Source organism: Pseudomonas sp. P105, from assembly GCF_032614175.1.
GTDB lineage: Bacteria > Pseudomonadota > Gammaproteobacteria > Pseudomonadales > Pseudomonadaceae > Aquipseudomonas > Aquipseudomonas rhizophila.
Genome location: NZ_CP126693.1, coordinates 2040068 through 2063252 on the forward strand (window position 1 = coordinate 2040068; position 23185 = coordinate 2063252).

20 protein-coding genes are annotated in these 23185 nt (G+C 60.6%); 14 read left to right on the forward strand and 6 right to left on the reverse strand.

Translation table 11 applies throughout. The features are described from left to right. Nucleotides 1-183: 183 nt before the first annotated feature. Nucleotides 184-435, forward strand: coding sequence for a sulfurtransferase TusA (tusA, locus tag QOM08_RS09145; protein ID WP_047227197.1), 252 nt, complete (start codon nt 184-186; stop codon nt 433-435). Here tusA and QOM08_RS09150 read toward each other — a convergent pair. Beyond that, the gene (locus QOM08_RS09150) at nt 432-1835 is read right to left on the reverse strand and encodes an MATE family efflux transporter (protein WP_076386715.1); all 1404 of its coding nucleotides are present in this window, start codon (nt 1833-1835) and stop codon (nt 432-434) included. The genes tusA and QOM08_RS09150 overlap by 4 nt on opposite strands. A 293-nt stretch (nt 1836-2128) precedes the next feature. Between QOM08_RS09150 and pdxB the strand changes: the two genes are divergently transcribed. Then, a complete protein-coding gene (gene pdxB, locus QOM08_RS09155) occupies nt 2129-3271 on the forward strand; it encodes a 4-phosphoerythronate dehydrogenase PdxB (RefSeq protein ID WP_188252450.1) in 1143 nt (380 codons plus the stop codon). A gap of 140 nt (nt 3272-3411) precedes the next feature. On the opposite strand, the gene QOM08_RS09160 is transcribed toward pdxB, so the two are convergent. After that, nucleotides 3412-3591 carry a PA1571 family protein gene (locus tag QOM08_RS09160; protein WP_003199629.1) on the reverse strand — a complete coding sequence of 60 codons (180 nt, stop codon included), beginning with the start codon at nt 3589-3591 and terminating at the stop codon, nt 3412-3414. 249 nt (nt 3592-3840) lie between these two features. Here QOM08_RS09160 and QOM08_RS09165 point away from each other — a divergent pair, with 249 nt between their 5' ends. Further along, nucleotides 3841-5619, forward strand: a complete 1779-nt coding sequence (locus tag QOM08_RS09165) for an ABC transporter transmembrane domain-containing protein (RefSeq protein WP_160892048.1) — start codon at nt 3841-3843, stop codon at nt 5617-5619. Between the two features lie 207 nt (nt 5620-5826). Here the strand turns inward: QOM08_RS09165 and QOM08_RS09170 are convergent, their stop codons facing one another. After that, nucleotides 5827-7755 (reverse strand): transglycosylase SLT domain-containing protein, encoded by a 1929-nt coding sequence (locus tag QOM08_RS09170; protein ID WP_076385604.1) that lies wholly within the window; start codon nt 7753-7755, stop codon nt 5827-5829. Between the two features lie 214 nt (nt 7756-7969). Here QOM08_RS09170 and QOM08_RS09175 point away from each other — a divergent pair, with 214 nt between their 5' ends. Further along, a complete protein-coding gene (locus QOM08_RS09175; RefSeq protein ID WP_316912853.1) occupies nt 7970-9889 on the forward strand; it encodes an ATP-binding cassette domain-containing protein in 1920 nt (639 codons plus the stop codon). Nucleotides 9890-10058: 169 nt separating this feature from the next. On the opposite strand, the gene QOM08_RS09180 is transcribed toward QOM08_RS09175, so the two are convergent. Next, nucleotides 10059-10499, reverse strand: a complete 441-nt coding sequence (locus QOM08_RS09180; protein WP_047227202.1) for a universal stress protein — start codon at nt 10497-10499, stop codon at nt 10059-10061. A 108-nt stretch (nt 10500-10607) separates the two neighbouring features. Between QOM08_RS09180 and QOM08_RS09185 the strand changes: the two genes are divergently transcribed. From QOM08_RS09185 to QOM08_RS09215, 7 genes are all read left to right on the forward strand, one after another. After that, nucleotides 10608-11045: a hypothetical protein gene (locus QOM08_RS09185; RefSeq protein ID WP_047227203.1), complete on the forward strand. Its 438-nt coding sequence runs from the start codon at nt 10608-10610 to the stop codon at nt 11043-11045. Nucleotides 11046-11535: 490 nt separating this feature from the next. Beyond that, a complete protein-coding gene (gene fadB / locus QOM08_RS09190; protein ID WP_047227204.1) occupies nt 11536-13683 on the forward strand; it encodes a fatty acid oxidation complex subunit alpha FadB in 2148 nt (715 codons plus the stop codon). Nucleotides 13684-13713: 30 nt separating this feature from the next. Beyond that, entirely contained in the window at nt 13714-14889 is a 1176-nt protein-coding gene (gene fadA, locus QOM08_RS09195; protein WP_025212747.1) for an acetyl-CoA C-acyltransferase FadA, read from the forward strand. A gap of 108 nt (nt 14890-14997) precedes the next feature. Continuing rightward, entirely contained in the window at nt 14998-15234 is a 237-nt protein-coding gene (locus QOM08_RS09200; protein ID WP_047227205.1) for a DUF1653 domain-containing protein, read from the forward strand. 115 nt (nt 15235-15349) lie between these two features. After that, nucleotides 15350-17962, forward strand: a complete 2613-nt coding sequence (gene topA / locus QOM08_RS09205) for a type I DNA topoisomerase (RefSeq protein WP_047227206.1) — start codon at nt 15350-15352, stop codon at nt 17960-17962. 247 nt (nt 17963-18209) lie between these two features. Beyond that, the gene (locus QOM08_RS09210; protein WP_107322906.1) at nt 18210-18734 is read left to right on the forward strand and encodes a DUF6586 family protein; all 525 of its coding nucleotides are present in this window, start codon (nt 18210-18212) and stop codon (nt 18732-18734) included. A gap of 106 nt (nt 18735-18840) precedes the next feature. Beyond that, nucleotides 18841-19074: a hypothetical protein gene (locus tag QOM08_RS09215; RefSeq protein WP_047227208.1), complete on the forward strand. Its 234-nt coding sequence runs from the start codon at nt 18841-18843 to the stop codon at nt 19072-19074. Nucleotides 19075-19145: 71 nt separating this feature from the next. On the opposite strand, the gene sulA is transcribed toward QOM08_RS09215, so the two are convergent. Together sulA and lexA are read right to left on the reverse strand one after the other, a co-directional pair. After that, nucleotides 19146-19619: an SOS-induced cell division inhibitor SulA gene (gene sulA, locus QOM08_RS09220; protein ID WP_047227209.1), complete on the reverse strand. Its 474-nt coding sequence runs from the start codon at nt 19617-19619 to the stop codon at nt 19146-19148. Nucleotides 19620-19629: 10 nt separating this feature from the next. Then, a complete protein-coding gene (gene lexA / locus QOM08_RS09225; RefSeq protein WP_047227210.1) occupies nt 19630-20238 on the reverse strand; it encodes a transcriptional repressor LexA in 609 nt (202 codons plus the stop codon). Between the two features lie 240 nt (nt 20239-20478). Between lexA and QOM08_RS09230 the strand changes: the two genes are divergently transcribed. From QOM08_RS09230 to QOM08_RS09240, 3 genes are all read left to right on the forward strand, one after another. Beyond that, the gene (locus tag QOM08_RS09230) at nt 20479-21186 is read left to right on the forward strand and encodes a TetR/AcrR family transcriptional regulator (protein WP_092403122.1); all 708 of its coding nucleotides are present in this window, start codon (nt 20479-20481) and stop codon (nt 21184-21186) included. 183 nt (nt 21187-21369) lie between these two features. Next, nucleotides 21370-22368, forward strand: coding sequence for a beta-N-acetylhexosaminidase (nagZ, locus tag QOM08_RS09235; protein ID WP_178129666.1), 999 nt, complete (start codon nt 21370-21372; stop codon nt 22366-22368). An 11-nt stretch (nt 22369-22379) separates the two neighbouring features. Beyond that, nucleotides 22380-23120, forward strand: a complete 741-nt coding sequence (locus tag QOM08_RS09240) for an S-methyl-5'-thioinosine phosphorylase (protein WP_047227213.1) — start codon at nt 22380-22382, stop codon at nt 23118-23120. Nucleotides 23121-23185: the final 65 nt, after the last annotated feature.

Sequence of the window (23185 nt, forward strand, 5' to 3'; positions counted from 1 at the left end):
TGAAAGGCAATGAAATCCCTGTGGGAGCGAGCCTGCTCGCGATATCGGTGCATCAGTGGACATCGATGTTGGGTGGCCCGACGCTATCGCGAGCAGGCTCGCTCCCACAGGGGGCGGTGTTAAGCCAGAGGTGACCTTACACCGACATTGCGCGACAATGCCCGCCAGTTTCAGGAGTAGAACATGAGTGAAATGAACGATACGCCGGTCGACGGCACGCTGGATGCCACCGGCCTCAATTGCCCGGAGCCGGTGATGATGCTGCACCAGCACATCCGCGACCTGATGCCCGGCGGGCTGTTGAAGGTGATTGCCACCGACCCCTCGACCCGTCGCGACATTCCCAAGTTCTGTGTGTTCCTCGACCACGAACTGGTGGCTCAGGACGAGGTCGATGGCACCTACCGCTACTGGATCCGCAAAAAGCTCGCTTAGTCCGCCGAACGGCTGATGCGGATCTGCTTGCGTGCGCTGCGTGCCAGGCGGATCGACAGCATCAGCGCCGCGCAGCTCAAGCCCACGATCAGGCCCTGCCACAACCCGCTCGGACCGCTGGCAGTGCCGAGCCAGTCGGTCAGGCCCAGGATGTAACCCACGGGCAGGCCAATGCCCCAGTAGGCGAACAGCGTCAGGATCATCGTCACCCGGGTGTCCTGGTAGCCGCGCAACGCGCCCGCCGCCGTGACCTGGATCGCGTCGGAAAACTGAAACAACGCCGCATAGACGATCAACATCGACGCCACTTCGATCACCACCGGATCGCCGGTATAGATCGCCGCGATGGGCCCGCGCAGCCAGAACATCAGGCTCGCCGACAGGCAGGCATACGCCAGCGCCGTACCCATGCCGACTCCGGCGGCGAAGCGCGCTTCGCGAGGCTGGCGCCGGCCCAGGGCCTGGCCGACCCGCACCGTCACAGCCATGCCTAACGAATAGGGAATCATGAACACCAGGGAGCTGAAGTTCAGGGCAATCTGGTGCCCGGCCACCACGGTGGCGCCGAGGCTGCCGATCAGCAGGGCAATCACCGCAAAAATGCTCGATTCGGCAAATACCGCGATGCCAATCGGCAGGCCGATACCCAGCAGGCGCTTGATGACGGTCCATTGTGGCCAGTCGAAGCGGTTGAATAACCGGCTCGACTGGTAGGCCGGCGCCCAGCGCGCCCAACCGGCCATGCCCAGGGCCATGAACCACATCACCAGGGCCGTGGCCCAGCCGCAACCGACGCCACCCATGGCGGGCAGACCCAGATGCCCGTAAATGAAGATGTAATTGAGCGGAATGTTCAGCGCTAGCCCGCACAAACCCAGGACCATCGCCGGGCGCGTTCGGCCCAGGCCGTCGCTGAAGCAGCGAAGTACGTGATACAGCGCCACCGCCGGCAGGCCGGTGGCGATGCCTTGCAGGTACTCCATGCAAGGACCGATCAGTTCGGGGTCCACGTTCATGATGTGCAGGATCGGTTCGGCGCCGAGCAGCGCCAGCGTGGCAATCAACCCCACCACCAGCGCCAGCCACAACGCCTGGCGCACCAGCGGACCAATCTCGTCGAACGTGCCGGCGCCGAAGCGCTGGGCGACTTTCGGCGTGGTGGCCAACAGTGTGCCGGTCATCAACAGGAACACCGGCACCCAGATCGAATTGCCCAGTGCCACCGCCGCCAGGTCCCGTGGTCCGACCCGGCCGGCCATCACCGCGTCGACAAAGCCCATGGCCGTGGTCGCCAGCTGCGCCACCATGATCGGCAATGCCAGGGCCAGCAGCGTCTTGAGCTCCAGGCGAACCCGGGCCGGGCGGGAGAGGGTGGTGGCGTGGTCGATCACAGGATTCACAGGCGAAACGTCCGAAAAAATAAGCGCGAGGCGGCGCATTCTACGCCTTGACACAGTGGTCAGGAAAAAACCTGTGTTGTGGATTTGTAATCGCTCGCTTAGCCATGCGAATGCTGTTGTGGCGAGGGAGCTTGCTCCCGCTGGACTGCGAAGCAGGCCTCGGCATTCTGACGACTGCTGCGCAGCCGAGCGGGAGCAAGCTCCCTCGCCACAACATCAATCACTGAAGTAATGGGCTGGCCCATCGACTCGAGGAACGCCTACACTGCCCATCCCGCCAAAGGAGCTCTGCCATGCTGATCGTCGCCGACGAAAATATTCCCCTGCTCGATGCGTTTTTCCAAGGGTTTGGCGAGATCCGCCGGGTTCCGGGCCGGGGGATTGACCGGTCAATGGTCGAGCAGGCCGATGTGTTGCTGGTGCGCTCCGTCACCCAGGTCAACCGCACGCTGCTGGAAGGCAGCAAGGTGAAGTTCGTCGGCACCTGCACCATCGGCACCGATCACCTGGATCTGGATTATTTCGCCGAGGCCGGTATTCGTTGGGCCAGCGCACCGGGTTGCAACGCCCGTGGCGTGGTGGACTACGTGCTGGGCAGCCTGATGACCCTGGCTGAAATCGAAGGCGCGGACCTCAAGCAACGCACCTTTGGCGTGGTCGGTGCCGGGCAGGTGGGCGGGCGGTTGGTTGAGGTGCTCAAGGGCCTGGGTTGGACGGTGAAAGTCTGCGATCCACCCCGTCAGGCTGCCGAAGGCGGCGACTACGTGAGTCTGGAACAGATCATCGAGCAGTGCGATGTGATCAGCCTGCACACACCGTTGACTCGCGACGGCGCGCAACCGACCTGGCACCTGTTCGATGAGCAGCGCCTGCGCCGGCTCCAGCCCGGTACCTGGCTGATCAACGCAGCCCGTGGACCGGTGATCGACAACACGGCGCTGCGCGAGGTGTTGCTGGAACGCGAAGACCTGCAAGCGGTGCTGGATGTCTGGGAGCATGAGCCGAGCGTGGATGCGGATCTGGCCGACCTGTGCGTGATCGCCACCCCGCACATTGCCGGCTACAGCCTCGATGGTCGCCAGCGTGGTACGGCGCAGATCTACGAATCCTTGTGCGCATTCCTCGAGCAACCGGTTGCGGTCCGGTTGAGCGATCTGCTGCCCCGGCCATGGCTGGGCGGCATCACGCTGGACGCTGACACTGATCCGGCCTGGGCGCTGGCGATGTTGTGCCGTGGCGTGTATGACCCACGTCGTGACGACGCGGATTTTCGTCGCAGCCTGGTGGGAACGGTCAGCGACCAACGCAGCGCTTTCGATGCCCTGCGCAAGCATTATCCGCCGCGTCGGGAGATCGACAGCTTGAAGGTTCGCATCGAGGGGCAGTCGCCGGCGTTGCAACAGATCGTGAGCGCTCTGGGCGCCACCAGTCTTTAATCGTGGATCGCTTTTGTGGCGAGGGAGCAAGCTCCCTCGCCACAAGAGCCAACCCACAAGCGCCAGGTCACAGGAGCCCGCAAAGGCTGCGGGCATAAAAAACCCGACATCATGGTCGGGTTCAATGAAGACGGGCTGTATCACTTTTGTTCGGCAGGCTTGACCAGTCGTTTTTCCAGCTCGCTGCAGGCTTTCTGGATCATGTCTTCGGTGATCGGTACTTCGCGCCCTTGGGCGTCGATGAACGAGCAGCCCAGAGACTGGTCCGGTTGCGTGCGGATCACTTGAATCTTGTCGTCGCTGCTGTGTTGCAAGGACATGGCCTGTCTCCTCATCAGGTTGTGTGCCTATTTTAGTGTCGCCAGGTGACCGAGCCATGACACTCCTTGTAGGTTCATGGCGACAGCTCCACTCAATCAGAAACACGGTCGCGTTTCCAGCCAGACTTTAGACCGATAACATCTAGCCTCTAGTCGCTACGGTCATATTTAACCTGACTCATTCTGATTCAACCAAGTTCCGCTGCGCTTCGGTGTCGCCGGGCGGTCCATTTCCTGCTGCATTATCGGATGCTTCTGATGCTCTCTTCCCAACAACGCCGTGCCATACGTCTGGCCAGTGGCTTCATTGCTCCTTATCGCAAGCAGGTTGCTGGCGCCTTATTGGCCCTTATCGTCACCGCCGCAATCACTTTGTCCATGGGGCAAGGCATCCGGTTGCTGGTGGACCAGGGCTTCATGACGCGCTCCCCGCACCTGCTCAACCAGTCCATTGGCCTGTTCATGGTGCTCGTGGTGGGATTGGCGATCGGCACTTTTTCCCGTTTCTACCTGGTGTCCTGGATTGGCGAACGAGTGGTGGCCGATATCCGCCGGCAGGTCTTCAACCATCTGGTGTACCTGCACCCGGGCTTTTACGAAAACAACCGCAGCTCGGAAATCCAGTCGCGCCTGACCGCCGATACGACCTTGTTGCAGTCAGTGATCGGCTCGTCGTTGTCGCTATTCTTGCGTAACGCCTTGATGGTGGTCGGCGGCATTGTGTTGTTGTTCATCACCAACCCCAAACTCACCAGTATCGTGGTGATCGCACTGCCGTTGGTCTTGGCGCCGATCCTGATATTCGGGCGGCGGGTGCGCAGCCTGTCGCGCCAGAGCCAGGACCGCATTGCCGATGTCGGTAGCTACGTCTCCGAGACCCTCGGCCAGATCAAAACCGTGCAGGCCTACAACCATCAGGTCCAGGATGAACGGCGCTTTGCCGTGACCGTGGAGCAGGCCTTCGACACCGCCCGCAAGCGCATCGCCCAGCGGGCCTGGCTGATCACACTGGTGATCGTGCTGGTGCTGGGGGCGGTGGGGGTGATGCTCTGGGTCGGGGGAATGGATGTGATCGCCGGACGGATTTCCGGGGGTGAGCTGGCGGCGTTTGTGTTCTACAGCCTGATCGTCGGCAGCGCTTTCGGCACCCTGAGCGAAGTCATCGGCGAGTTGCAGCGGGCGGCTGGTGCGGCTGAGCGCATTGCCGAATTGCTGCGCTCGGAAAACATCATCCAGCCGCCGGTTTCTGGCCTGGTGACTCTGCCTGAGCGGGTACGGGGTGATTTACGTCTTGAAGGCGTGCGCTTCTCTTATCCGTCCCGGCCGGACAGCTATGCGGTCGACGGCCTGGACCTGAGCGTCCAGGCTGGCGAGACCCTGGCCCTGGTCGGGCCGTCCGGTGCCGGGAAATCCACGGTGTATGACTTGCTCCTGCGCTTCTACGACCCGGCGCAAGGGCGGATTCTCATCGATGATGTGCCGCTGACCCAGCTCGATCCACTGGACCTGCGTCGCCATTTCGCCCTGGTTTCGCAGAATCCGGCGCTGTTTTTCGGCACGGTTGAAGAGAACATCCGCTACGGCAACCCCGAGGCGACGTCCGAGCAGGTGCGCGAAGCCGCGCAGATCGCCCATGCCCACGATTTCATCGAAAAAATGCCGGAGGGTTACCAGACCCACCTGGGTGACGGCGGTCTGGGGTTATCCGGCGGTCAACGCCAGCGTCTGGCCATCGCCCGAGCGCTGTTGGTGGATGCACCGATCCTGCTATTGGACGAAGCCACCAGCGCCCTCGACGCGCAAAGCGAACACTTGATCCAGCAAGCGCTGCCCAGCCTGATGAAAAATCGCACCACCCTGGTCATCGCCCACCGCCTGGCCACGGTGAAAAATGCCGACCGGATCGCGGTGATGGATCAGGGCAAAGTAGTCGCCGTGGGCACCCATCAGGAACTGGTGGCCAGTAACGCGTTGTATGCGCGATTGGCAGCGTTGCAGTTCAATCAGCAGGGTGATTCTGTTCCGTGAGCCTGCCGAGCCGAAACCAATGTGGGAGCGAGCCTGCTCGGGATAGGGGCAGATAGGCAACCATGAGGTCGACTGTCACACCGCTATCGCGAGCAGGCTCGCTCCCACAGGGTCTGCAACCGAGCAAAAAAATGCCCGCATCGAAAGATGCGGGCATTTTTTCAGCAACAACTTGCCGCTTGAAGCCTATGGCTTGCTCCTGCCCACTCACTGATCATCAAAATAGCGCTCATGCCAGTCCACCAGCGGTTGCGGCGAGTTGAGTTTCTGGCCGTAGATCACCGAGTACGACAACACGTTCTGTACGTATTGCCGGGTTTCGTCGAAGGGGATGCTTTCGACCCAGACATCGAAGCTCAGGTGGTCGGCACCGCGCAGCCACTGGCGCACCCGACCAGGGCCGGCGTTGTAGGCGGCGGAGGCCAGGACGCGGTTGCCGTTGAACTGGCTGTGAACCTGGCTCAGGTACGCCGCGCCCAGCTGGATGTTCTTGTCCGGGTTCAGCACTTGCTTGGGCGAGGCCAGCGGGATGTTGAACTTGCGTGCGGTTTCCTTGGCGGTGGCCGGCATCAACTGCATCAGGCCGCTGGCGCCGACACCGGAGCGCGCATCTTCCATGAAGGCACTTTCCTGTCGAGTGATGGCGAACACCCAGCTTGAATGCAGGCCGCGAACCTTGGCTTCACGCACCAGGGTGTCGCGGTAGGCCATTGGGAAGCGAATATCCAGGTCGTCCCAATACTTGGCCTGGCTGATGGTGCGGATCGCCGGGAAGTACCATTTCAGGTCGTAGGCCAGTTTCGCCTGGGCGACCATCTCGTCCCGGTTGAAGTGGCGAGTGACGTGATACCACTCGCGGCGACCGTCGACGATCTGACCCCGGGCATGAAACTCCAGGGCCCGACGAATACCCGGTGTGTTGCGCACTTTATTGATCAGCGCCTGGCTCATCACCAGCGGCTTGTTGTTGAGCGAATAGGGCGATTGAGAACGATCGGCGGCCAGGAAACCGTAGAAGTCCCGCTCACGGGCCAGATGCTTGTAAAGCGTCAGCGCCTCGGGATTCTGAGGCTGCGCCAGCTCCAGGCTGCGGGCCTGCCAGTAACGCCAGCGACTGGTGCTGGCCAGCGTCTCGGGCAGGCGGCGGGTCAACTCATAGGCGTCGTCCCAGCGGGCCAGGCGCAACAGCAGGCGCAAGCGCCATTCCGAGACGGTATCGTCGCGCAGTTCCGGGTCATATTTTGTCATCACGCCCAAGGCGCGACTGTCGAAACGCTTGGCCAGGGTCAGGCCAATTTCCCGGGCGATGGCGACTTTCTCAGGCTTGGAAAAATGCATGGTGCTGGCGTAGCCGTCCAACAGCGCCATGGCTTTCTCTGGATCCTGACGGGCCAGGCGCCGCAAGCCGAGGCTGACGATATCGGCCATCGGCTCATCGGCCGGGCGGAAACGCGATGGCTGATTGAGCAGTTCCGGTTTTTGCGCCACGTCTATCAGCAGTTGGCCGCGAGGGGCGAGGGTGCTCAGGCCGCTGATCAGGCTTTTAGCCAGTGGATAATTGCGGGCCTGGGCGGCCAGTTTGGCGCGCTCCCAGCGCTTCTGTTCAGTCAGTTGACCCTGGGTCGCCCACAGGCCGAACAGCGCATCACACGCGGCCGGTTGGGATTTGCCGGTGAGCCAAAGCTTTTCGGTGTTGGCGTAGCCTTCGGCCTTTAGGCCATGACTGAGCTGATACTGGGCGTTGAGGCAGTCCAGTTCGGTGAAGTTGAGCTTGGGGTCGTAGTACTTGACGAAGGTCGCCCAATCGCCACGGTCGGCCAGCCAGCGCAACCAGCGCAGCTTCATCCAGTTGGCCTGGGGCAGGTCGCCATGTTCGGCGAGAAATTTCTCGATTTCGGCATTACTGGCGCTCTTGAGGCGAGCGGTCAGTTCGTCGTAGGCCAGGTAGGGTTCCAGCGGATAGTCACGCAGGGCCTGGCTGTAGCGAAAATAGGGGCCGGAATCACCTTTGGCCAAGGCACGCTTGGCTTCATCGTAATACTGACGCTGGGTGGAGATATCCACCGCCTGGGCGGTTTGAACGGCAGTGGCACATACAAACAAGCAAGATAAAACACTGAAAAGGCGACTGCGCATGATACGTCCGGGCAGAAAAAAACATGACAAGCCCAAGGTTTGACCCAGGGTAACTGTCTGTAGCTTAGCCTTTTGCCAGCAATGGGCGAAAGCTTTGCGGGGTCATCCGCGCAAGTTCGCAACATTTGTTATGCAGAGTGCTTCGAGGGCGAAATTGGCGGACTTCTGAGGCCTCATCTCAGGTAGAATGCGCGCCCGGTTTTTGGAGAAGCTCATGACCCTGCTCAAATTCAGCGATGTGTCCCTTGCTTTCGGCGCTATGCCGTTGTTGGACAAGGTGTCCTGGCAGATCGCCCGTGGTGAGCGGGTGTGCATCATCGGCCGCAACGGCACTGGCAAGTCCAGCATGATGAAGCTGGTCAAGGGCGATCAGAAGCCCGATGACGGCTCGGTCTGGCGCGCACCAGGCCTGAAAATCGGCGAATTGCCCCAGGAACTGCCGGTGGCCGACGAGCGGACGGTGTTCGACGTGGTCGCCGAAGGCCTGGACGGTGTCGGCGCGCTGCTGGCCGAGTATCACCACCTGAGCCAGAACATCGTCACCGATGCCGACCTGGACAAGTTGATGCATGTGCAGCACGACCTCGAAGCCCGCGATGGCTGGCGCCTGCAGCAGTTGGTGGACAGCACCCTGAGCCGTCTGCAACTGCCGGCCGACAAGACCTTGGCCGAGCTGTCCGGTGGCTGGCGTCGCCGGGTGCTGCTGGCCCAGGCCCTGGTGTCCGAGCCGGACCTGCTGCTGCTCGACGAGCCCACCAACCACCTGGACATCGGCGCCATCGCCTGGCTTGAAGAAGCCCTGAAGGATTTCCAGGGCGCGGTGCTGTTCATCACGCACGACCGTTCTTTCCTGCAAAACCTGGCGACCCGTATCCTCGAACTGGATCGCGGCGGCCTGATCGACTGGAACGGCGACTACGCCAGCTTCCTGGTGCACAAGGAAGCGGCGCTGGCGGCGGAAGAAACCGCGAACGCGCTGTTCGACAAGAAGCTGGCCCAGGAAGAAGTCTGGATTCGCCAGGGTATCAAGGCCCGTCGCACCCGCAACGAAGGCCGTGTACGAGCGCTCAAGGCACTGCGCATGGAACGCAGTGAGCGTCGCGAGCGCACCGGCAAGGCCAATATTCAGCTGGATACCGCTGACAAGTCCGGCAAGCAGGTGATGGTTCTTGAGAACGTGAGTTTTGCGCACCCTGGCGGCCCGTTCCTGATCAAGGACTTTTCCATGGTGCTGCAGCGTGGTGACCGCATTGGTCTGCTGGGCGCCAACGGTACCGGCAAGACCACCTTGCTCAAGCTGATGCTCGGCGGTCTGGTACCGACCAATGGCAAGGTGGAGGAGGGCACGAAGATCAACGTCGCCTACTTCGACCAGTTGCGCCATCAGTTGGACCTTGAAAAAACCGTCATCGACAACGTTGCCGAAGGCCGCGATTTCATCGACATCGATGGCCAGAGCCGCCATGTGTTGAGCTATCTGGGCGACTTCCTGTTCAGCCCTCAACGTGCCCGTACTCCGGTCAAGGCGTTGTCCGGCGGTGAGCGTGCCCGTCTGCTGCTGGCCAAACTGTTCAGCAAGCCGGCGAACCTGCTGGTGCTCGACGAACCGACCAACGACCTGGACGTGGAAACCCTCGAGTTGCTGGAAGAGGTGCTGCTGACCTTCAACGGCACTGTGCTGATGGTCAGCCACGACCGGGCATTCCTCGACAACGTGGTGACCAGCACCCTGGTGTTCGAAGGCGAAGGCCTGGTGCGTGAATACGTCGGTGGTTATCAGGACTGGCTGCGCCAGGGCGGCTCGCCGCGCTTGCTGGGCGTGACTGAGAGCAAGTCCGGCAAGGCCGACCTGAATTCGGCGGTGGTCAAGGCCGAGCCTGCTCCGGTGGCTGCGGCACCGGCGGCGGCACCGGCAAAGAAGAAGCTCAGCTACAAGTTGCAGCGCGAGCTGGAAGCATTGCCGGGTGATATCGACGCGAAGGAACAGCAGATCGCAGCGGTGCAAGCCGAAATGGCTGACATCGGCTTCTACCAGCGTCCTGCGGCTGAAACCGCCAAGGTGATCGCGCATCTGGAGCAGCTGCAGGCCGAGCTGGATGCGCTGGTCGAGCGCTGGGCTGAACTGGACGCTTGATCCACTGTTGTAAAGAATCCCGGTGCTCAGAGATGAACGCCGGGATTTCTATTTGAAACGCTATTCCCCTGTGGGAGCGAGCTTGCTCGCGATAGCGGTGTATCAGTCGACTTCAATGTTGACTGTCAGGACGCTATCGCGAGCAAGCTCGCTCCCACAGGTTTAGGTTTTATGTGCGCTTGACCAGATGCACCGCGAGCACATCGCAAGGCGCGCCATGCAGCACGTCGTTGGCTGTAGAGCCCAACAGCAGTGCCAGGCCATGACGGCCATGGCTGCCCACGACGATCAGGTCGCAACCCTGTTCCTTGGCCAGGTGATGGATCTCCTGACGCGGCTGGCCGTAGGTCAGGTGGCTGTATTCCTTTTTCAGGGCGGGGTATTTCACGATCAGCCGGTCAAGGCGTTCCTTGGCTTGATCGAATTGTTGTTGTTGCAACTGGGAAAGGTCCATCGGCACATCACCACCGAAGGCCATGGCCATGGGTTCGACGATGTGAACCAGCGACAGTTTGGTGTCTCGACCTTCGCAAAGGGCCAGAGCACGCTTGACGACGGGATCACATTCTTCAGTGAGGTCGACGGCGACCAGGACGTGTTCGTAGTACATGGAAGGCACTCCAGAGAATTGCGATACGGTAAGTATGGCTGGTTTCAAGCGCATCGACGGCGACGTGGGTCAATCGTCATGGCTCATCAGAATTCGGGGAGTACGAATATGACGGTCTGGATAGTGGTGTCAATCCTGTTGGTGGTATTAAGCCCCCTGGCATGGTTGCGCCCGTCCCGTGTTCAGAGCGGTCGCATGGCGTTGCGCATGGAGGCACGGCGCCTTGGCCTGGCCATGCAACTGGCTCCGCAGGAGTGGCCTCATTGGCTCGGGCAGCAGGCGCCAAACCCCTGCGCCCAGTACCATCGGCCCCGACGGGGCAAGCAGCCGGCTATCTGGACCTACTGGCAAACAGCGCCGGGCGTATGGGTCAATCAGTGGCGCGAAGTCTGCCAGGATGAGTCGTTGCTCAATCATTTCGAAAAATTGCCCGCCAACGTCTACAAAATCGAGGCCGACGGGCAAATGATCGCCTTGTATTGGGGCGAGAAGGGCGAAGCCACTGTGTTGCAGGATATTTGCGCGGTGCTCAAGGCGCTGGCCTGAGGCATAAAAAAGCCCGACAGTCTCATCGGGCGGGTTGGCCAGGCAGGCCGGTAATCAAAACGCCTATCCGGACGTTCGTTCGTAACGTCCTTTGCTCAAAATCTTCAATCGCGCTCCCGACAGAGTAGTCGGTTGAATCCAGCGCGCTTGGAATTAGGGCGACTTTTCTAATTATTGATTCTATGAATGGCCATGTATGCAGCGCCGTGTTGCGGATCCGTGCGGTACGCAAATGACCGGGAAGTCGCGTTCAAGCCCCTGTTTAGGGCGATTGACAATTGTCGGAAATTCCGTGAAGGTGGCGTACCCAAATCAAACGGGCGTATGAATTGAGCGTTTGTATTTTCCGAACGTTCCTACAGAACCCCGACTATCGCGTTGACGGGTGTGCCTGGCGGATTGGCGTAGCATCGGCGGTAAACGTCAATGCCGAACCAGCAGTCAGCGTTCAACGTGTACTGTTCAGCTTCCATATCGTGGAGATCAGTTGATGATTTACGAAGGTAAAGCCATCACGGTTAAGGCTCTTGAAAGTGGCATCGTCGAACTGAAGTTCGATCTCAAGGGTGAGTCCGTCAACAAGTTCAACCGTCTAACCCTGAATGAACTGCGTCAGGCCGTGGACACTATCAAGGCAGATGCTTCGATCAAGGGTGTGATCGTCAGCAGCGGCAAGGACGTCTTCATCGTCGGCGCCGACATCACCGAATTCGTCGATAACTTCAAGCTGCCCGATGCCGAACTGATCGCTGGCAACCTCGAAGCGAACCGTATTTTCAGCGACTTCGAAGACCTCAACGTACCGACCGTCGCGGCCATCAACGGCATCGCCCTGGGTGGCGGCCTTGAGATGTGCCTGGCAGCGGATTACCGCGTCATGTCCAGCACGGCCAAGATCGGCCTGCCGGAAGTCAAGCTGGGCATCTACCCAGGCTTTGGCGGTACCGTGCGTCTGCCGCGCCTCATCGGTGCCGACAACGCTATCGAGTGGATTGCCGCCGGCAAGGAAAACCGTGCTGAAGACGCACTGAAAGTCGGCGCCGTGGATGCCGTGGTCGAGCCAGGCAAACTCCAGGAAGCGGCCCTCGAAACGATCAAGCGCGCCATCAGTGGCGAGTTCGACTACAAGGCCAAGCGCCAGCCGAAGCTGGAAAAGCTCAAGCTCAATGCCATCGAACAAATGATGGCTTTCGAAACCGCCAAGGGTTTCGTCGCAGGTCAAGCAGGCCCGAACTACCCGGCGCCGGTCGAAGCGATCAAGACCATCCAGAAAGCCGCGAACTTCGGTCGCGACAAGGCTCTGGAAGTCGAAGCCGCCGGCTTCGTCAAACTGGCCAAGACCTCGGCCGCACAAAGCCTGATCGGTCTGTTCCTCAATGACCAGGAACTGAAGAAAAAGGCCAAGGCCTACGACGAAATCGCCCGTGACGTGAAGCAGGCCGCCGTGCTCGGCGCCGGTATCATGGGTGGCGGTATCGCCTATCAGTCGGCGTCCAAAGGCACGCCGATCCTGATGAAAGACATCAACGAGCACGGTATCGAGCAAGGCCTGGCCGAGGCGGCCAAGCTGCTGGTTGGCCGCGTCGATAAAGGTCGCATGACCGCGGCGAAGATGGCCGAAGTGCTCAACGGCATTCGTCCGACCCTGTCCTACGGCGATTTCGGCCATGTCGACCTGGTGGTCGAAGCCGTTGTCGAGAACCCGAAGGTCAAGCAGGCGGTACTGGCTGAAGTCGAAGACAAGGTCAAAGAGGACACCATCCTCGCTTCGAACACCTCGACCATTTCCATCTCGCTGCTGGCCAAGGCCCTCAAGCGTCCGGAAAACTTCGTCGGCATGCACTTCTTCAACCCGGTGCACATGATGCCGCTGGTGGAAGTGATCCGTGGCGAGAAGTCCAGCGAACTAGCGATCGCCACCACCGTGGCCTACGCCAAGAAAATGGGCAAGAACCCGATCGTCGTCAACGACTGCCCGGGCTTTTTGGTCAACCGCGTTCTGTTCCCGTACTTCGGCGGTTTCGCCAAGCTGGTCAGCGCCGGTGTGGACTTTGTGCGCATCGACAAGATCATGGAAAAATTCGGCTGGCCAATGGGCCCTGCGTACCTGATGGACGTGGTCGGCATCGACACCGGCCACCATGGTCGTGACGTCATGGCTGAAGGCTTCCCGGACCGCATGAAAGACGACCGCCGGTCGGCCGTCGACGTGCTCTACGAAGCCAAGCGCCTGGGCCAGAAGAACGGCAAGGGCTTCTACGCCTACGAGACTGACAAGCGCGGCAAGCAGAAGAAAGTGGCCGATTCGTCGGTGCTGGAAGTGCTCAAGCCGATCGTCTACGAGCAGCGCGAAGTCACCGACGAGGACATCATCAACTGGATGATGATCCCGCTGTGCCTTGAAACCGTGCGTTGCCTGGAAGACGGCATTGTTGAAACCGCCGCCGAAGCCGACATGGGTCTGGTCTACGGTATCGGTTTCCCTCCATTCCGTGGCGGTGCGCTGCGCTACATCGATTCGATCGGTGTGGCCGAGTTCGTTGCCCTGGCAGACCAGTACGCTGATTTGGGCGCGCTGTACCACCCGACCGCGAAGCTGCGTGAAATGGCCAAGAACGGCCAGAGCTTCTTCGGTTAAGCGCCCAACGACTAGAGCGAGAGAACATTTATGAGCTTGAATCCTAGAGACGTCGTGATTGTCGACTTCGGTCGTACGCCGATGGGCCGCTCCAAGGGCGGCATGCACCGCAACACCCGCGCCGAAGACATGTCGGCGCACCTGATCAGCAAGCTGCTGGAACGTAACGTCAAGGTCGACCCCAACGAAGTCGAAGACGTAATCTGGGGCTGTGTGAACCAGACCCTGGAGCAGGGCTGGAACATCGCCCGCATGGCATCGCTGATGACCCAGATCCCTCACACCGCGGCCGGCCAGACCGTCAGCCGTCTGTGCGGTTCGTCCATGAGCGCGCTGCACACCGCTGCTCAGGCGATCATGACCGGCAACGGTGATGTGTTCGTCGTCGGCGGTGTCGAGCACATGGGCCACGTGAGCATGATGCACGGCGTCGATCCGAACCCGCACATGTCGCTGTACGCGGCAAAAGCCTCGGGCATGATGGGCCTGACCGCGGAAATGCTCGGCAAAATGCACGGCATCACCCGCGAACAGCAGGACGCCTTTGGCGTGCGCTCCCACCAGCTCGCCCACAAGGCGACCGTGGAAGGCAAGTTCAAGGACGAAATCATCCCGATGCAGGGCTATGACGAGAACGGTTTCCTGAAATTGTTCGACTACGACGAAACCATTCGTCCGGAAACCACCCTGGAAAGCCTGGCGGCCCTCAAGCCGGCCTTCAATCCAAAGGGCGGCACCGTGACAGCCGGTACTTCTTCGCAGATCACCGACGGTGCTTCGTGCATGATCGTGATGTCGGCCCAGCGTGCCCAGGACCTGGGCATCCAGCCGATGGCGGTGATTCGTTCGATGGCCGTGGCCGGTGTTGATCCGGCAATCATGGGCTATGGCCCAGTACCGGCGACGCAGAAAGCCTTGAAGCGTGCGGGTCTGAGTATTTCCGATATCGACTTCTTCGAGCTCAACGAAGCTTTCGCCGCACAGGCCCTGCCAGTGCTGAAAGATCTGAAAGTGCTCGACAAGATGAACGAGAAGGTTAACCTGCACGGCGGCGCGATCGCCCTGGGTCACCCGTTCGGTTGCTCCGGTGCGCGTATCTCCGGCACGCTGCTCAACGTCATGAAGCAGAACGGCGGCACCTTTGGGGTGTCCACTATGTGCATTGGCCTCGGCCAGGGCATCGCCACTGTCTTCGAACGCGTCTAAGCGTTACGTCGATGGAAGCCGGGGCCAAGTGCCCCGGTTTTTGTTTTTCCGGGTTTAGAAAAAAAGATTTTGTTTTTATTTAAAAAATATTTGAGCGAGGGCCGAAGCATGCCGATACAACCTGGGCTCTACCAACATTACAAAGGTCCGCAGTACCGCGTATTCAGCATCGCGCGGCATTCCGAGACCGAGGAAGAAGTGGTCTTCTATCAAGCCCTGTATGGCGATTACGGCTTTTGGGTGCGACCGTTGAGCATGTTCCAGGAGTCTGTCGAAGTTGACGGCGAGCAGGTGCCACGCTTTGCTTTGGTGCAGGCCGAAGAGAGCCTTTTTTCCAAGCCTTGAGGCCGATACCGGGGCAACCCTGCGCTTGACCTCACCTTGCAGCCACTATATATAGCGGTGCCGCGTCAGGCGCCAACCGCCTTTCACTTTTTAGAATTCAGGAATTTTCTGATCCATGGGCAAATCGCTGGTCATTGTGGAATCCCCGGCTAAGGCCAAGACCATCAACAAGTATCTGGGCAACCAATACGTGGTGAAGTCGAGTATCGGCCATATCCGAGACCTGCCCACCAGCGGTTCGGCTAGCGCCAGCAAGGAGCCAGCCGCCAAGCGCGGCAAGGCTGCTGCCGGTGAAGCGCCGGCGCTGTCGCCCAAGGACAAGGCGCGCAAGCAGCTGGTCTCGCGCATGGGGGTTGATCCGGAACACGGCTGGAAAGCCAAGTACGAGATCCTCCCGGGCAAGGAAAAGGTCATCGAAGAACTGCGTCGGCTCGCCAAGGATGCCGACACCATCTATCTGGCGACGGACTTGGACCGCGAAGGGGAAGCCATTGCCTGGCACCTGCGCGAAGCCATCGGTGGGGATGACAGCCGCTACAAGCGCGTGGTGTTCAACGAAATCACCAAGAAGGCCATCCAGGAGGCCTTCTCCCAGCCAGGCGAGCTGGACATCGATCGGGTCAACGCCCAACAGGCGCGGCGCTTCCTTGATCGCGTGGTGGGCTACATGGTCTCGCCTCTGCTGTGGGCCAAGATCGCCCGTGGCCTGTCGGCCGGGCGTGTGCAGTCGGTCGCCGTGAAGCTGGTGGTGGAGCGCGAGCGGGAGATCCGTGCGTTCATCCCTGAAGAATACTGGGAAGTCCACGCTGACCTCGGCACCGCCAAGGGCGCCACCGTGCGCTTCGACGTGGCCCGTGAGAAGGGTGAAGCCTTCAAGCCGCTCAACGAAGCCCAGGCCATGGCTGCGCTGGAGAAGCTCAAGGCTTCCAGCTACAGCATCGTCAAGCGTGAAGACAAGCCGACCAGCAGCAAGCCGTCGGCACCGTTCATCACCTCCACGTTGCAACAGGCAGCGAGCAACCGCCTGGGTTTCGGCGTGAAGAAAACCATGATGATGGCCCAGCGTTTGTACGAAGCGGGCTACATCACGTATATGCGTACCGACTCGACCAACCTCTCGGCCGATGCCGTGACAATGGCGCGCACTTATATAGAAAGCGAGTTCGGCAAGAAATACCTGCCGGAGACGCCGAACGTCTACAGCAGCAAGGAAGGCGCACAAGAGGCTCACGAAGCGATTCGTCCCTCCGATGCCAACACCGAGCCAAGCAAGCTGTCGGGCATGGAGCGCGATGCCGAGCGCCTCTACGAGCTGATCTGGCGCCAGTTCCTGGCCTGCCAGATGCTGCCGGCGCAATACCTGTCGACCACGGTCACCGTCGGTGCTGGCGACTTCGAGCTGCGCGCCAAGGGCCGCATCCTGAAGTTCGACGGCTACACCCGCGTCATGCCGCAAATCACCAAGCCGGGTGACGACGACGTCCTGCCTGACATGGCCCAGGGCGATGTGATGAAGTTGATCAAGCTTGATCCGACCCAGCACTTCACCAAACCGCCGGCCCGGTATTCGGAAGCCAGCCTGGTCAAGGAAATGGAAAAGCGTGGCATCGGTCGTCCTTCGACCTACGCAGCGATCATTTCCACTATCCAGGACCGCGGCTACGTGGCGCTGCACAACCGTCGGTTCTATTCGGAAAAGATGGGCGACATCGTTACCGAACGTTTGTCCGAGAGCTTCTCCAACCTGATGGACTACGGCTTCACCGCCGGCATGGAAGAGAACCTCGACGATGTGGCCCAGGGTGAGCGGGACTGGAAAAATGTCCTCGACGAGTTTTATGGCGACTTCAAGAAAAAACTCGAAGTAGCCGAAAGTGCCGAGAACGGCATGCGGGCCAACCAGCCCGTCATGACCGACATCCCATGCCTGACGTGTGGTCGTCCGATGCAGATCCGTACCGCCTCGACTGGCGTGTTCCTGGGTTGCTCGGGCTACAGTCTGCCTCCCAAGGAGCGCTGCAAGGCGACGGTCAACCTGGTGCCGGGCGACGAAATCGCCGCGGACGACGAGGGTGAATCGGAATCCCTGGTGCTGCGCGGCAAGCACCGCTGCCCGATCTGCAGCACAGCGATGGATGCCTACCTGTTGGATGAAAAGCGCAAGCTGCACATCTGCGGTAACAATCCCGATTGCGCCGGTTACGAGATCGAAGAGGGCACCTATCGCATCAAGGGCTATGAAGGTCCGAGCCTTGAGTGCGACAAGTGTGGCAGTGAGATGCAGCTCAAGACCGGCCGTTTCGGCAAGTTCTTCGGCTGCACCAATCCGACCTGCAAGAACACCCGCAAACTGCTCAAGAGCGGCGATGCGGCGCCGCCGAAGATGGACCCGGTGAAGATGCCTGAACTCAAGTGCGAGAAGGTCAACGACACCTACATCCTGCGCGACGGCGCGTCAGGCCTGTTCCTGGCGGCGAGCCAGTTCCCGAAAAACCGCGAGACCCGTGCGCCGCTGGTGCTGGAGATCGTGCCGCACAAGGACGAAATCGATCCGAAGTACCATTTCCTCTGCGAAGCTCCGCAGAAGGATCCGGAGGGTCGGCCGGCGGTGATTCGTTACAGCCGCAAGACCAAGGAGCAGTACGTGCAGACCGAAGTCGACGGCAAGCCAACCGGCTGGAAGGCGTACTACGACGGCGGCAAATGGAAGGTTGAAGACAAGCGCTGATCACCAAGGCTTGTCTGAAGAGGGGGGGCTTGCTTTAGGGCTCCCTGTGGCGAGGGAGCTTGCTCCCGCTGGACCAGTCCGATATTTCGGGCGCAGCCGTCCCAATAGCCTCAAGTAAACAAAAGGCCGCATGACAACCCGTAGGTTTTCATGCGGCCTCTTTGTTTTTGCCTTGCAGTGGCCTCGGTTGTTCCACGACACTGTCGCCCTTGCGTGAAGCTTTTACTTCGTTGGGGAGAATGCCGCCATGGCCCACGAACTCTACACCCGCACCAATCAGAAAATTTATTTTGCCGGCCTGTCGCTCGAAGCGCTCGCCAGGGCAGAGGATGGGCGTGCGATGAATTCCCCCGCGCTGACCCAGGCTGGGCGCGAATCAGCGCTGTTTCATCTGTACGGCGCGTTGTTGGGGCTTTGCCACGAAATTGCCGGTTTCTACCGTCTGCCGCAGGCAAATGCGCCCCGGGCCGAACTGTTGTTGACACAAGAAGTGTTGGAAACCGTCGCCATTCCGGAACTGGCCGAAATGGTCGAGCTGGCGCACAACCCGCAAACCTGGCTGGCGCAACTGTTGGCGGCACACGCGGCACTGTTTGAGCCGCCCCGCGCTCCTCGCAAGCCTAAGGGCGACGTGACCCAGCCTTTGATCATGGCGGTCAATCTGGACGAAGAAGAGCCCGAGCAGGCGTTGAGCCGAGAGGAGCTGGAAAGCTGGCGTCAGAACCTCAAGAGCTTGGCAATCCGCTTTCGCGAAGGGCTGAACGAGTGCTGAGTTTTCCCCCGATCCGTAATATTCGCCCATAACGCTTGGTCAAGATCCCGAGCGAAGCCTGGCCGATGACTATATAATCCTCGCCTTTCGTGGAGAACAGACTTTTATGCCAACGTCCTTTCTAGAAATTGTCGAACTTCCTGATGGCCGCATCGAGCTGCGCAGGGCCGAGGACGAGGGTTCTCTGGTTACCTTGAACTTCTCTGAGGACGCCAAAGCCTTCCTACAAGGCCAGCACGTCGAAGTCGCCAAGGCGATGTTGAGTGTGGGCGTGCAGATGGCAGGTCGTCTGGTTGAAGGCGAATTCAACAAGGAAGAGGGGCCGCGGGTTCTTCATTGATCCCGCCTGTCGGCTTTTTGGACGATAGTGTTCCTGGCCGGCTTCTCTGTCCTGGAGAAGCCCTGAGTTTTTTAGCCCAATCGAATATTCAGGCTTTGCGCGTCCCCGGTGCGCGCGGCGCTGATCAACTGTTGCCGTGCGGTCGTGGTCAACGGATTGAGCCAACTGACCACCGTATGGCTGCGGCCCAGGCGCAACGCTTCGCAGGTCAGTTGCTGGGCGCTTTGAGTGCCTCGCGGCTGTAGCAGCAGGATGCGCTCACGGTTCAGGCCCGCATCTCGCAGCCAGGCCTGGGTGACACTGGCCGGTGGTGCGATCAGCGTCAGCCAGCGAGCGTCCTGGTCCTGGCTCAGCTCGCGCAGGATCGGCGCCAGCAGGTTCAGGCAGTTCCCGGCGGCACCACGTAACGACAGTTCGCTGAAGGCCTCGGGCTCGGCGCCCCAAGGTGACTCGATCACCTCTTTGAGGGCGGGAACCAGCGGTTGGGCCATGAACGCCTCGAACAGCGGAAGTTGAGTGTGTTGTGGTGTGTGTGGGAACTGCATAAAGCCTCCTTTAGCGGCGAATAACGCCGACACTCAAGCCTTCGATGACCAGATCCTGATCTTTAAGATTGACTTCGATGGGGGCGAACTCGGGGTTCTCGGCAATCAGCCAGACCTTGCTGCCGTCGCGCTTGAAACGCTTGACGGTTACTTCATCACCGATTCGCGCCACCACGATCTGGCCGTTGCGGGCTTCGCGAGTGGTGTGGACCGCAAGAAGGTCGCCGTCGAAGATGCCGATGTCCTTCATGCTCATGCCGTGCACGCGAAGAAGGTAGTCAGCTCGTGGATGGAAGAACGATGGGTTGATGTTGCAGGATTCCTCGACATGCTGCTCGGCGAGGATCGGAGCACCTGCTGCTACCCGGCCGATGATCGGCAGGGTGGTTTCGTCGGCCTTGGCCTCGAAGCCGGGGATGCGAATGCCACGGGACGCGCCCGGGGTCATTTCGATAGCGCCCTTGCGAGCCAGCGCCTTGAGGTGCTCTTCAGCCGCGTTGGGCGACTTGAAGCCCAGTTCCTGGGCGATTTCCGCGCGGGTCGGCGGGTAGCCGTTGTCTTCGAGGCAGCGTTTGATGAAGGCTAGAATCTCTGCTTGGCGTGGCGTCAGCTTTAGCATATTGATCGCTCTGTCTTTTTATACAGTGACTGGGATTATATACAGTGGGCGCGGCTTGGCAATCCTCCTTTTCGCGCAGGCCGCCGGACGGTCGGTCGGGCCGCAAAAACGTCATGGGCTACAGCGGGCCGCAGGTGTGGTTAAATATCTGACCGAGCGTTCGCAAAACGTCCCGGCAGGCTTGACAACCCCAAGGCTGAAACGTATGTTTCAAACAAGTGTTTGTCAGGCGGAGTAGCCATGGCCCAGTCGGAAACCGTAGAACGCATTCTCGATGCTGCCGAGCAATTGTTCGCGGAAAAAGGTTTCGCTGAAACCTCATTGCGTCTGATCACCAGCAAGGCCGGGGTGAACCTGGCGGCGGTGAATTATCACTTCGGTTCGAAGAAAGCGCTGATCCAGGCCGTGTTCTCGCGTTTCCTCGGGCCTTTCTGTGTCAGCCTGGATCGTGAGCTGGAGCGGCGTCAGGCCAAGCCTGACGTCAAGCCAACCCTGGAAGAGCTGCTGGAGATCCTGGTCGAGCAAGCCCTTGTCGTGCAGCCACGCAGCGGTAACGACCTTTCCATTTTCATGCGCTTGCTGGGCCTGGCATTCAGCCAGAGCCAAGGCCACCTGCGGCGTTATCTGGAAGACATGTACGGCAAGGTTTTCCGCCGCTATATGCTTCTGGTCAATGAGGCCGCGCCGCGCATTCCGCCGATCGAGTTGTTCTGGCGCGTGCATTTCATGCTCGGCGCCGCTGCCTTCAGCATGTCCGGCATCAAGGCGCTGCGGGCCATCGCTGAAACCGATTTCGGTGTGAATACCTCGATTGAGCAAGTGATGCGTCTGATGGTGCCATTCCTGGCTGCAGGCATGCGCGCCGAAAGTGGCGTCACCGATGAGGCCATGGCTGCCGCGCAGTTGCGCCCGCGCAGCAAATCAGCCCCGGCGCTCGCCAAGGCCTGAGTGCACGGGTGGGCGCGGCTGCCTACATCCGCTAAGCTAGCGGCCCATGCCGACTCTCGTTTCGAACCCGCTTTATATTTCATTGCATAACCGTGACCTGCCGGGCCTGGAGCCCGGCGGCGCGGTCGTGCGTGCGCCGCTGTGCGGGTTCATTGTTATCAAGGAAATATTATGACTGCTGGCCTGCAAGGCTCGTTGATGGTGGACGTCGCCGGTACCTGGTTGACGGCTGAAGATCGCCACCTGTTGCGCCAGCCCGAAGTGGGTGGCCTGATCATTTTTGCTCGCAATATCGAGCATCCACGCCAGGTGCGCGAGCTGAGCGCCTCGATTCGCGCCATCCGTCCCGACCTGCTGCTGGCGGTCGATCAGGAAGGCGGGCGTGTGCAGCGTCTGCGTCAGGGGTTTGTGCGTTTGCCGGCAATGCGGGCGATTGCCGACAACCCGAATGCCGAATACCTGGCCGAGCAGTGCGGCTGGATCATGGCCACTGAAGTGCTGGCGGTCGGCCTCGATTTGAGTTTTGCCCCGGTGCTGGACCTCGATCATCAACGTAGCGCGGTGGTCGGCAGTCGTGCCTTCGAAGGCGACCCCGAGCGCGCAGCGCTGCTGGCAGGTGCCTTCATTCGGGGCATGAACGCTGCCGGTATGGCCGCCACTGGCAAGCATTTCCCCGGCCACGGCTGGGCCGAAGCCGATTCCCATGTGGCCATTCCCAACGATGAGCGCAGCCTTGAACAGATCCGCGCCCACGATCTCGTTCCGTTCGCCAAACTGAGCAAGCAACTGGCGGCCGTCATGCCGGCCCATGTCATTTATCCGCAGGTCGATGCCAATCCAGCCGGTTTTTCCCGGCGCTGGCTGCAGGACATTCTGCGTGGCGAATTGCAGTTCGATGGTGTGATCTTCAGCGATGATCTGTCGATGGCGGGTGCTCATGTGGTGGGTGATGCCGCCAGTCGTATCGAGGCGGCGTTGTCGGCCGGTTGCGACATGGGGCTGGTGTGCAACGACCGCGCCGCCGCCGAACTGGCCTTGAGCGCCGCCCAGCGGTTGAAGGTCAAACCATCGGCGCGCATCGCACGCATGCGCGGGCAGGCCTTCGCCTCCACCGAGTACCGCCAGGACCCACGCTGGCTGACGGCAATCGGCGCGCTGAAAGCCGCCCAACTGATCGATTAAGGACATTTGTCATGACCGTTTACGCAATTATCGGCGGCACTGGCCTGACCCAACTCGAAGGTCTGACCATTCGCCAGTCCCTGGCAGTAGAAACGCCCTATGGTGCGCCATCGGCCGAGGTGCAGATCGGTGACTACGCCGGGCGCGAAGTGCTGTTTCTGGCCCGTCACGGCCATCCTCATCGCTTTCCACCTCACCAAGTGAACTATCGCGCCAATCTCTGGGCCCTGAAGCAGGCCGGCGCCGAGGCGATCCTGGCGGTCAACGCCGTGGGCGGGATTCACGCTGCGATGGGGACCGGGCATTTCTGCGTGCCTCACCAATTGATCGATTACACCAGCGGCCGTCAGCACACCTATTTTGCCGATGACCTGGAGGCGGTTACCCACATTGATTTCAGCTACCCCTACAGCGAGGCGCTGCGCCAGCAACTGATCGCCGCCCTGGCCGCCGAAGGCTGTGGCTACAGCAGCCATGGCGTCTACGCCTGCACCCAGGGCCCGCGCCTGGAAACCGTGGCCGAAATCGCCCGCCTGGAGCGCGACGGTTGCGACATCGTCGGCATGACCGGCATGCCGGAAGCGGCGCTGGCCCGTGAGCTGGAGCTCGATTACGCCTGCCTGGCGCTGGTGGTGAATCCGGCGGCGGGCAAGTCCACGGCTGTGATCACCATGGCGGAAATCGAGCAGGCGCTGCATGACGGGATGGGGAAGGTGAAGTCGACGTTGGCGCGGGTATTGATGGCTGGCTAGCGGAACAGGCAGTGAAAACGGGCGCAAAGGTTTCCTGCTGTCAGCAAGGGCTATTCGTACAAAGC

Excerpts from the sequence above, each read along its gene's own strand:
- tusA (WP_047227197.1), top strand. The coding sequence starts at position 184 with ATGAGTGAAATGAACGATACGCCGGTCGACGGCACGCTGGATGCCACC.
- pdxB (WP_188252450.1), top strand. The coding sequence starts at position 2,129 with ATGCTGATCGTCGCCGACGAAAATATTCCCCTGCTCGATGCGTTTTTC.
- QOM08_RS09160 (WP_003199629.1), bottom strand. The coding sequence starts at position 3,591 with ATGTCCTTGCAACACAGCAGCGACGACAAGATTCAAGTGATCCGCACG.
- QOM08_RS09165 (WP_160892048.1), top strand. The coding sequence starts at position 3,841 with ATGCTTCTGATGCTCTCTTCCCAACAACGCCGTGCCATACGTCTGGCC.
- QOM08_RS09170 (WP_076385604.1), bottom strand. The coding sequence starts at position 7,755 with ATGCGCAGTCGCCTTTTCAGTGTTTTATCTTGCTTGTTTGTATGTGCC.
- QOM08_RS09175 (WP_316912853.1), top strand. The coding sequence starts at position 7,970 with ATGACCCTGCTCAAATTCAGCGATGTGTCCCTTGCTTTCGGCGCTATG.
- QOM08_RS09180 (WP_047227202.1), bottom strand. The coding sequence starts at position 10,499 with ATGTACTACGAACACGTCCTGGTCGCCGTCGACCTCACTGAAGAATGT.
- QOM08_RS09185 (WP_047227203.1), top strand. The coding sequence starts at position 10,608 with ATGACGGTCTGGATAGTGGTGTCAATCCTGTTGGTGGTATTAAGCCCC.
- fadB (WP_047227204.1), top strand. The coding sequence starts at position 11,536 with ATGATTTACGAAGGTAAAGCCATCACGGTTAAGGCTCTTGAAAGTGGC.
- fadA (WP_025212747.1), top strand. The coding sequence starts at position 13,714 with ATGAGCTTGAATCCTAGAGACGTCGTGATTGTCGACTTCGGTCGTACG.
- QOM08_RS09200 (WP_047227205.1), top strand. The coding sequence starts at position 14,998 with ATGCCGATACAACCTGGGCTCTACCAACATTACAAAGGTCCGCAGTAC.
- topA (WP_047227206.1), top strand. The coding sequence starts at position 15,350 with ATGGGCAAATCGCTGGTCATTGTGGAATCCCCGGCTAAGGCCAAGACC.
- QOM08_RS09210 (WP_107322906.1), top strand. The coding sequence starts at position 18,210 with ATGGCCCACGAACTCTACACCCGCACCAATCAGAAAATTTATTTTGCC.
- QOM08_RS09215 (WP_047227208.1), top strand. The coding sequence starts at position 18,841 with ATGCCAACGTCCTTTCTAGAAATTGTCGAACTTCCTGATGGCCGCATC.
- sulA (WP_047227209.1), bottom strand. The coding sequence starts at position 19,619 with ATGCAGTTCCCACACACACCACAACACACTCAACTTCCGCTGTTCGAG.
- lexA (WP_047227210.1), bottom strand. The coding sequence starts at position 20,238 with ATGCTAAAGCTGACGCCACGCCAAGCAGAGATTCTAGCCTTCATCAAA.
- QOM08_RS09230 (WP_092403122.1), top strand. The coding sequence starts at position 20,479 with ATGGCCCAGTCGGAAACCGTAGAACGCATTCTCGATGCTGCCGAGCAA.
- QOM08_RS09240 (WP_047227213.1), top strand. The coding sequence starts at position 22,380 with ATGACCGTTTACGCAATTATCGGCGGCACTGGCCTGACCCAACTCGAA.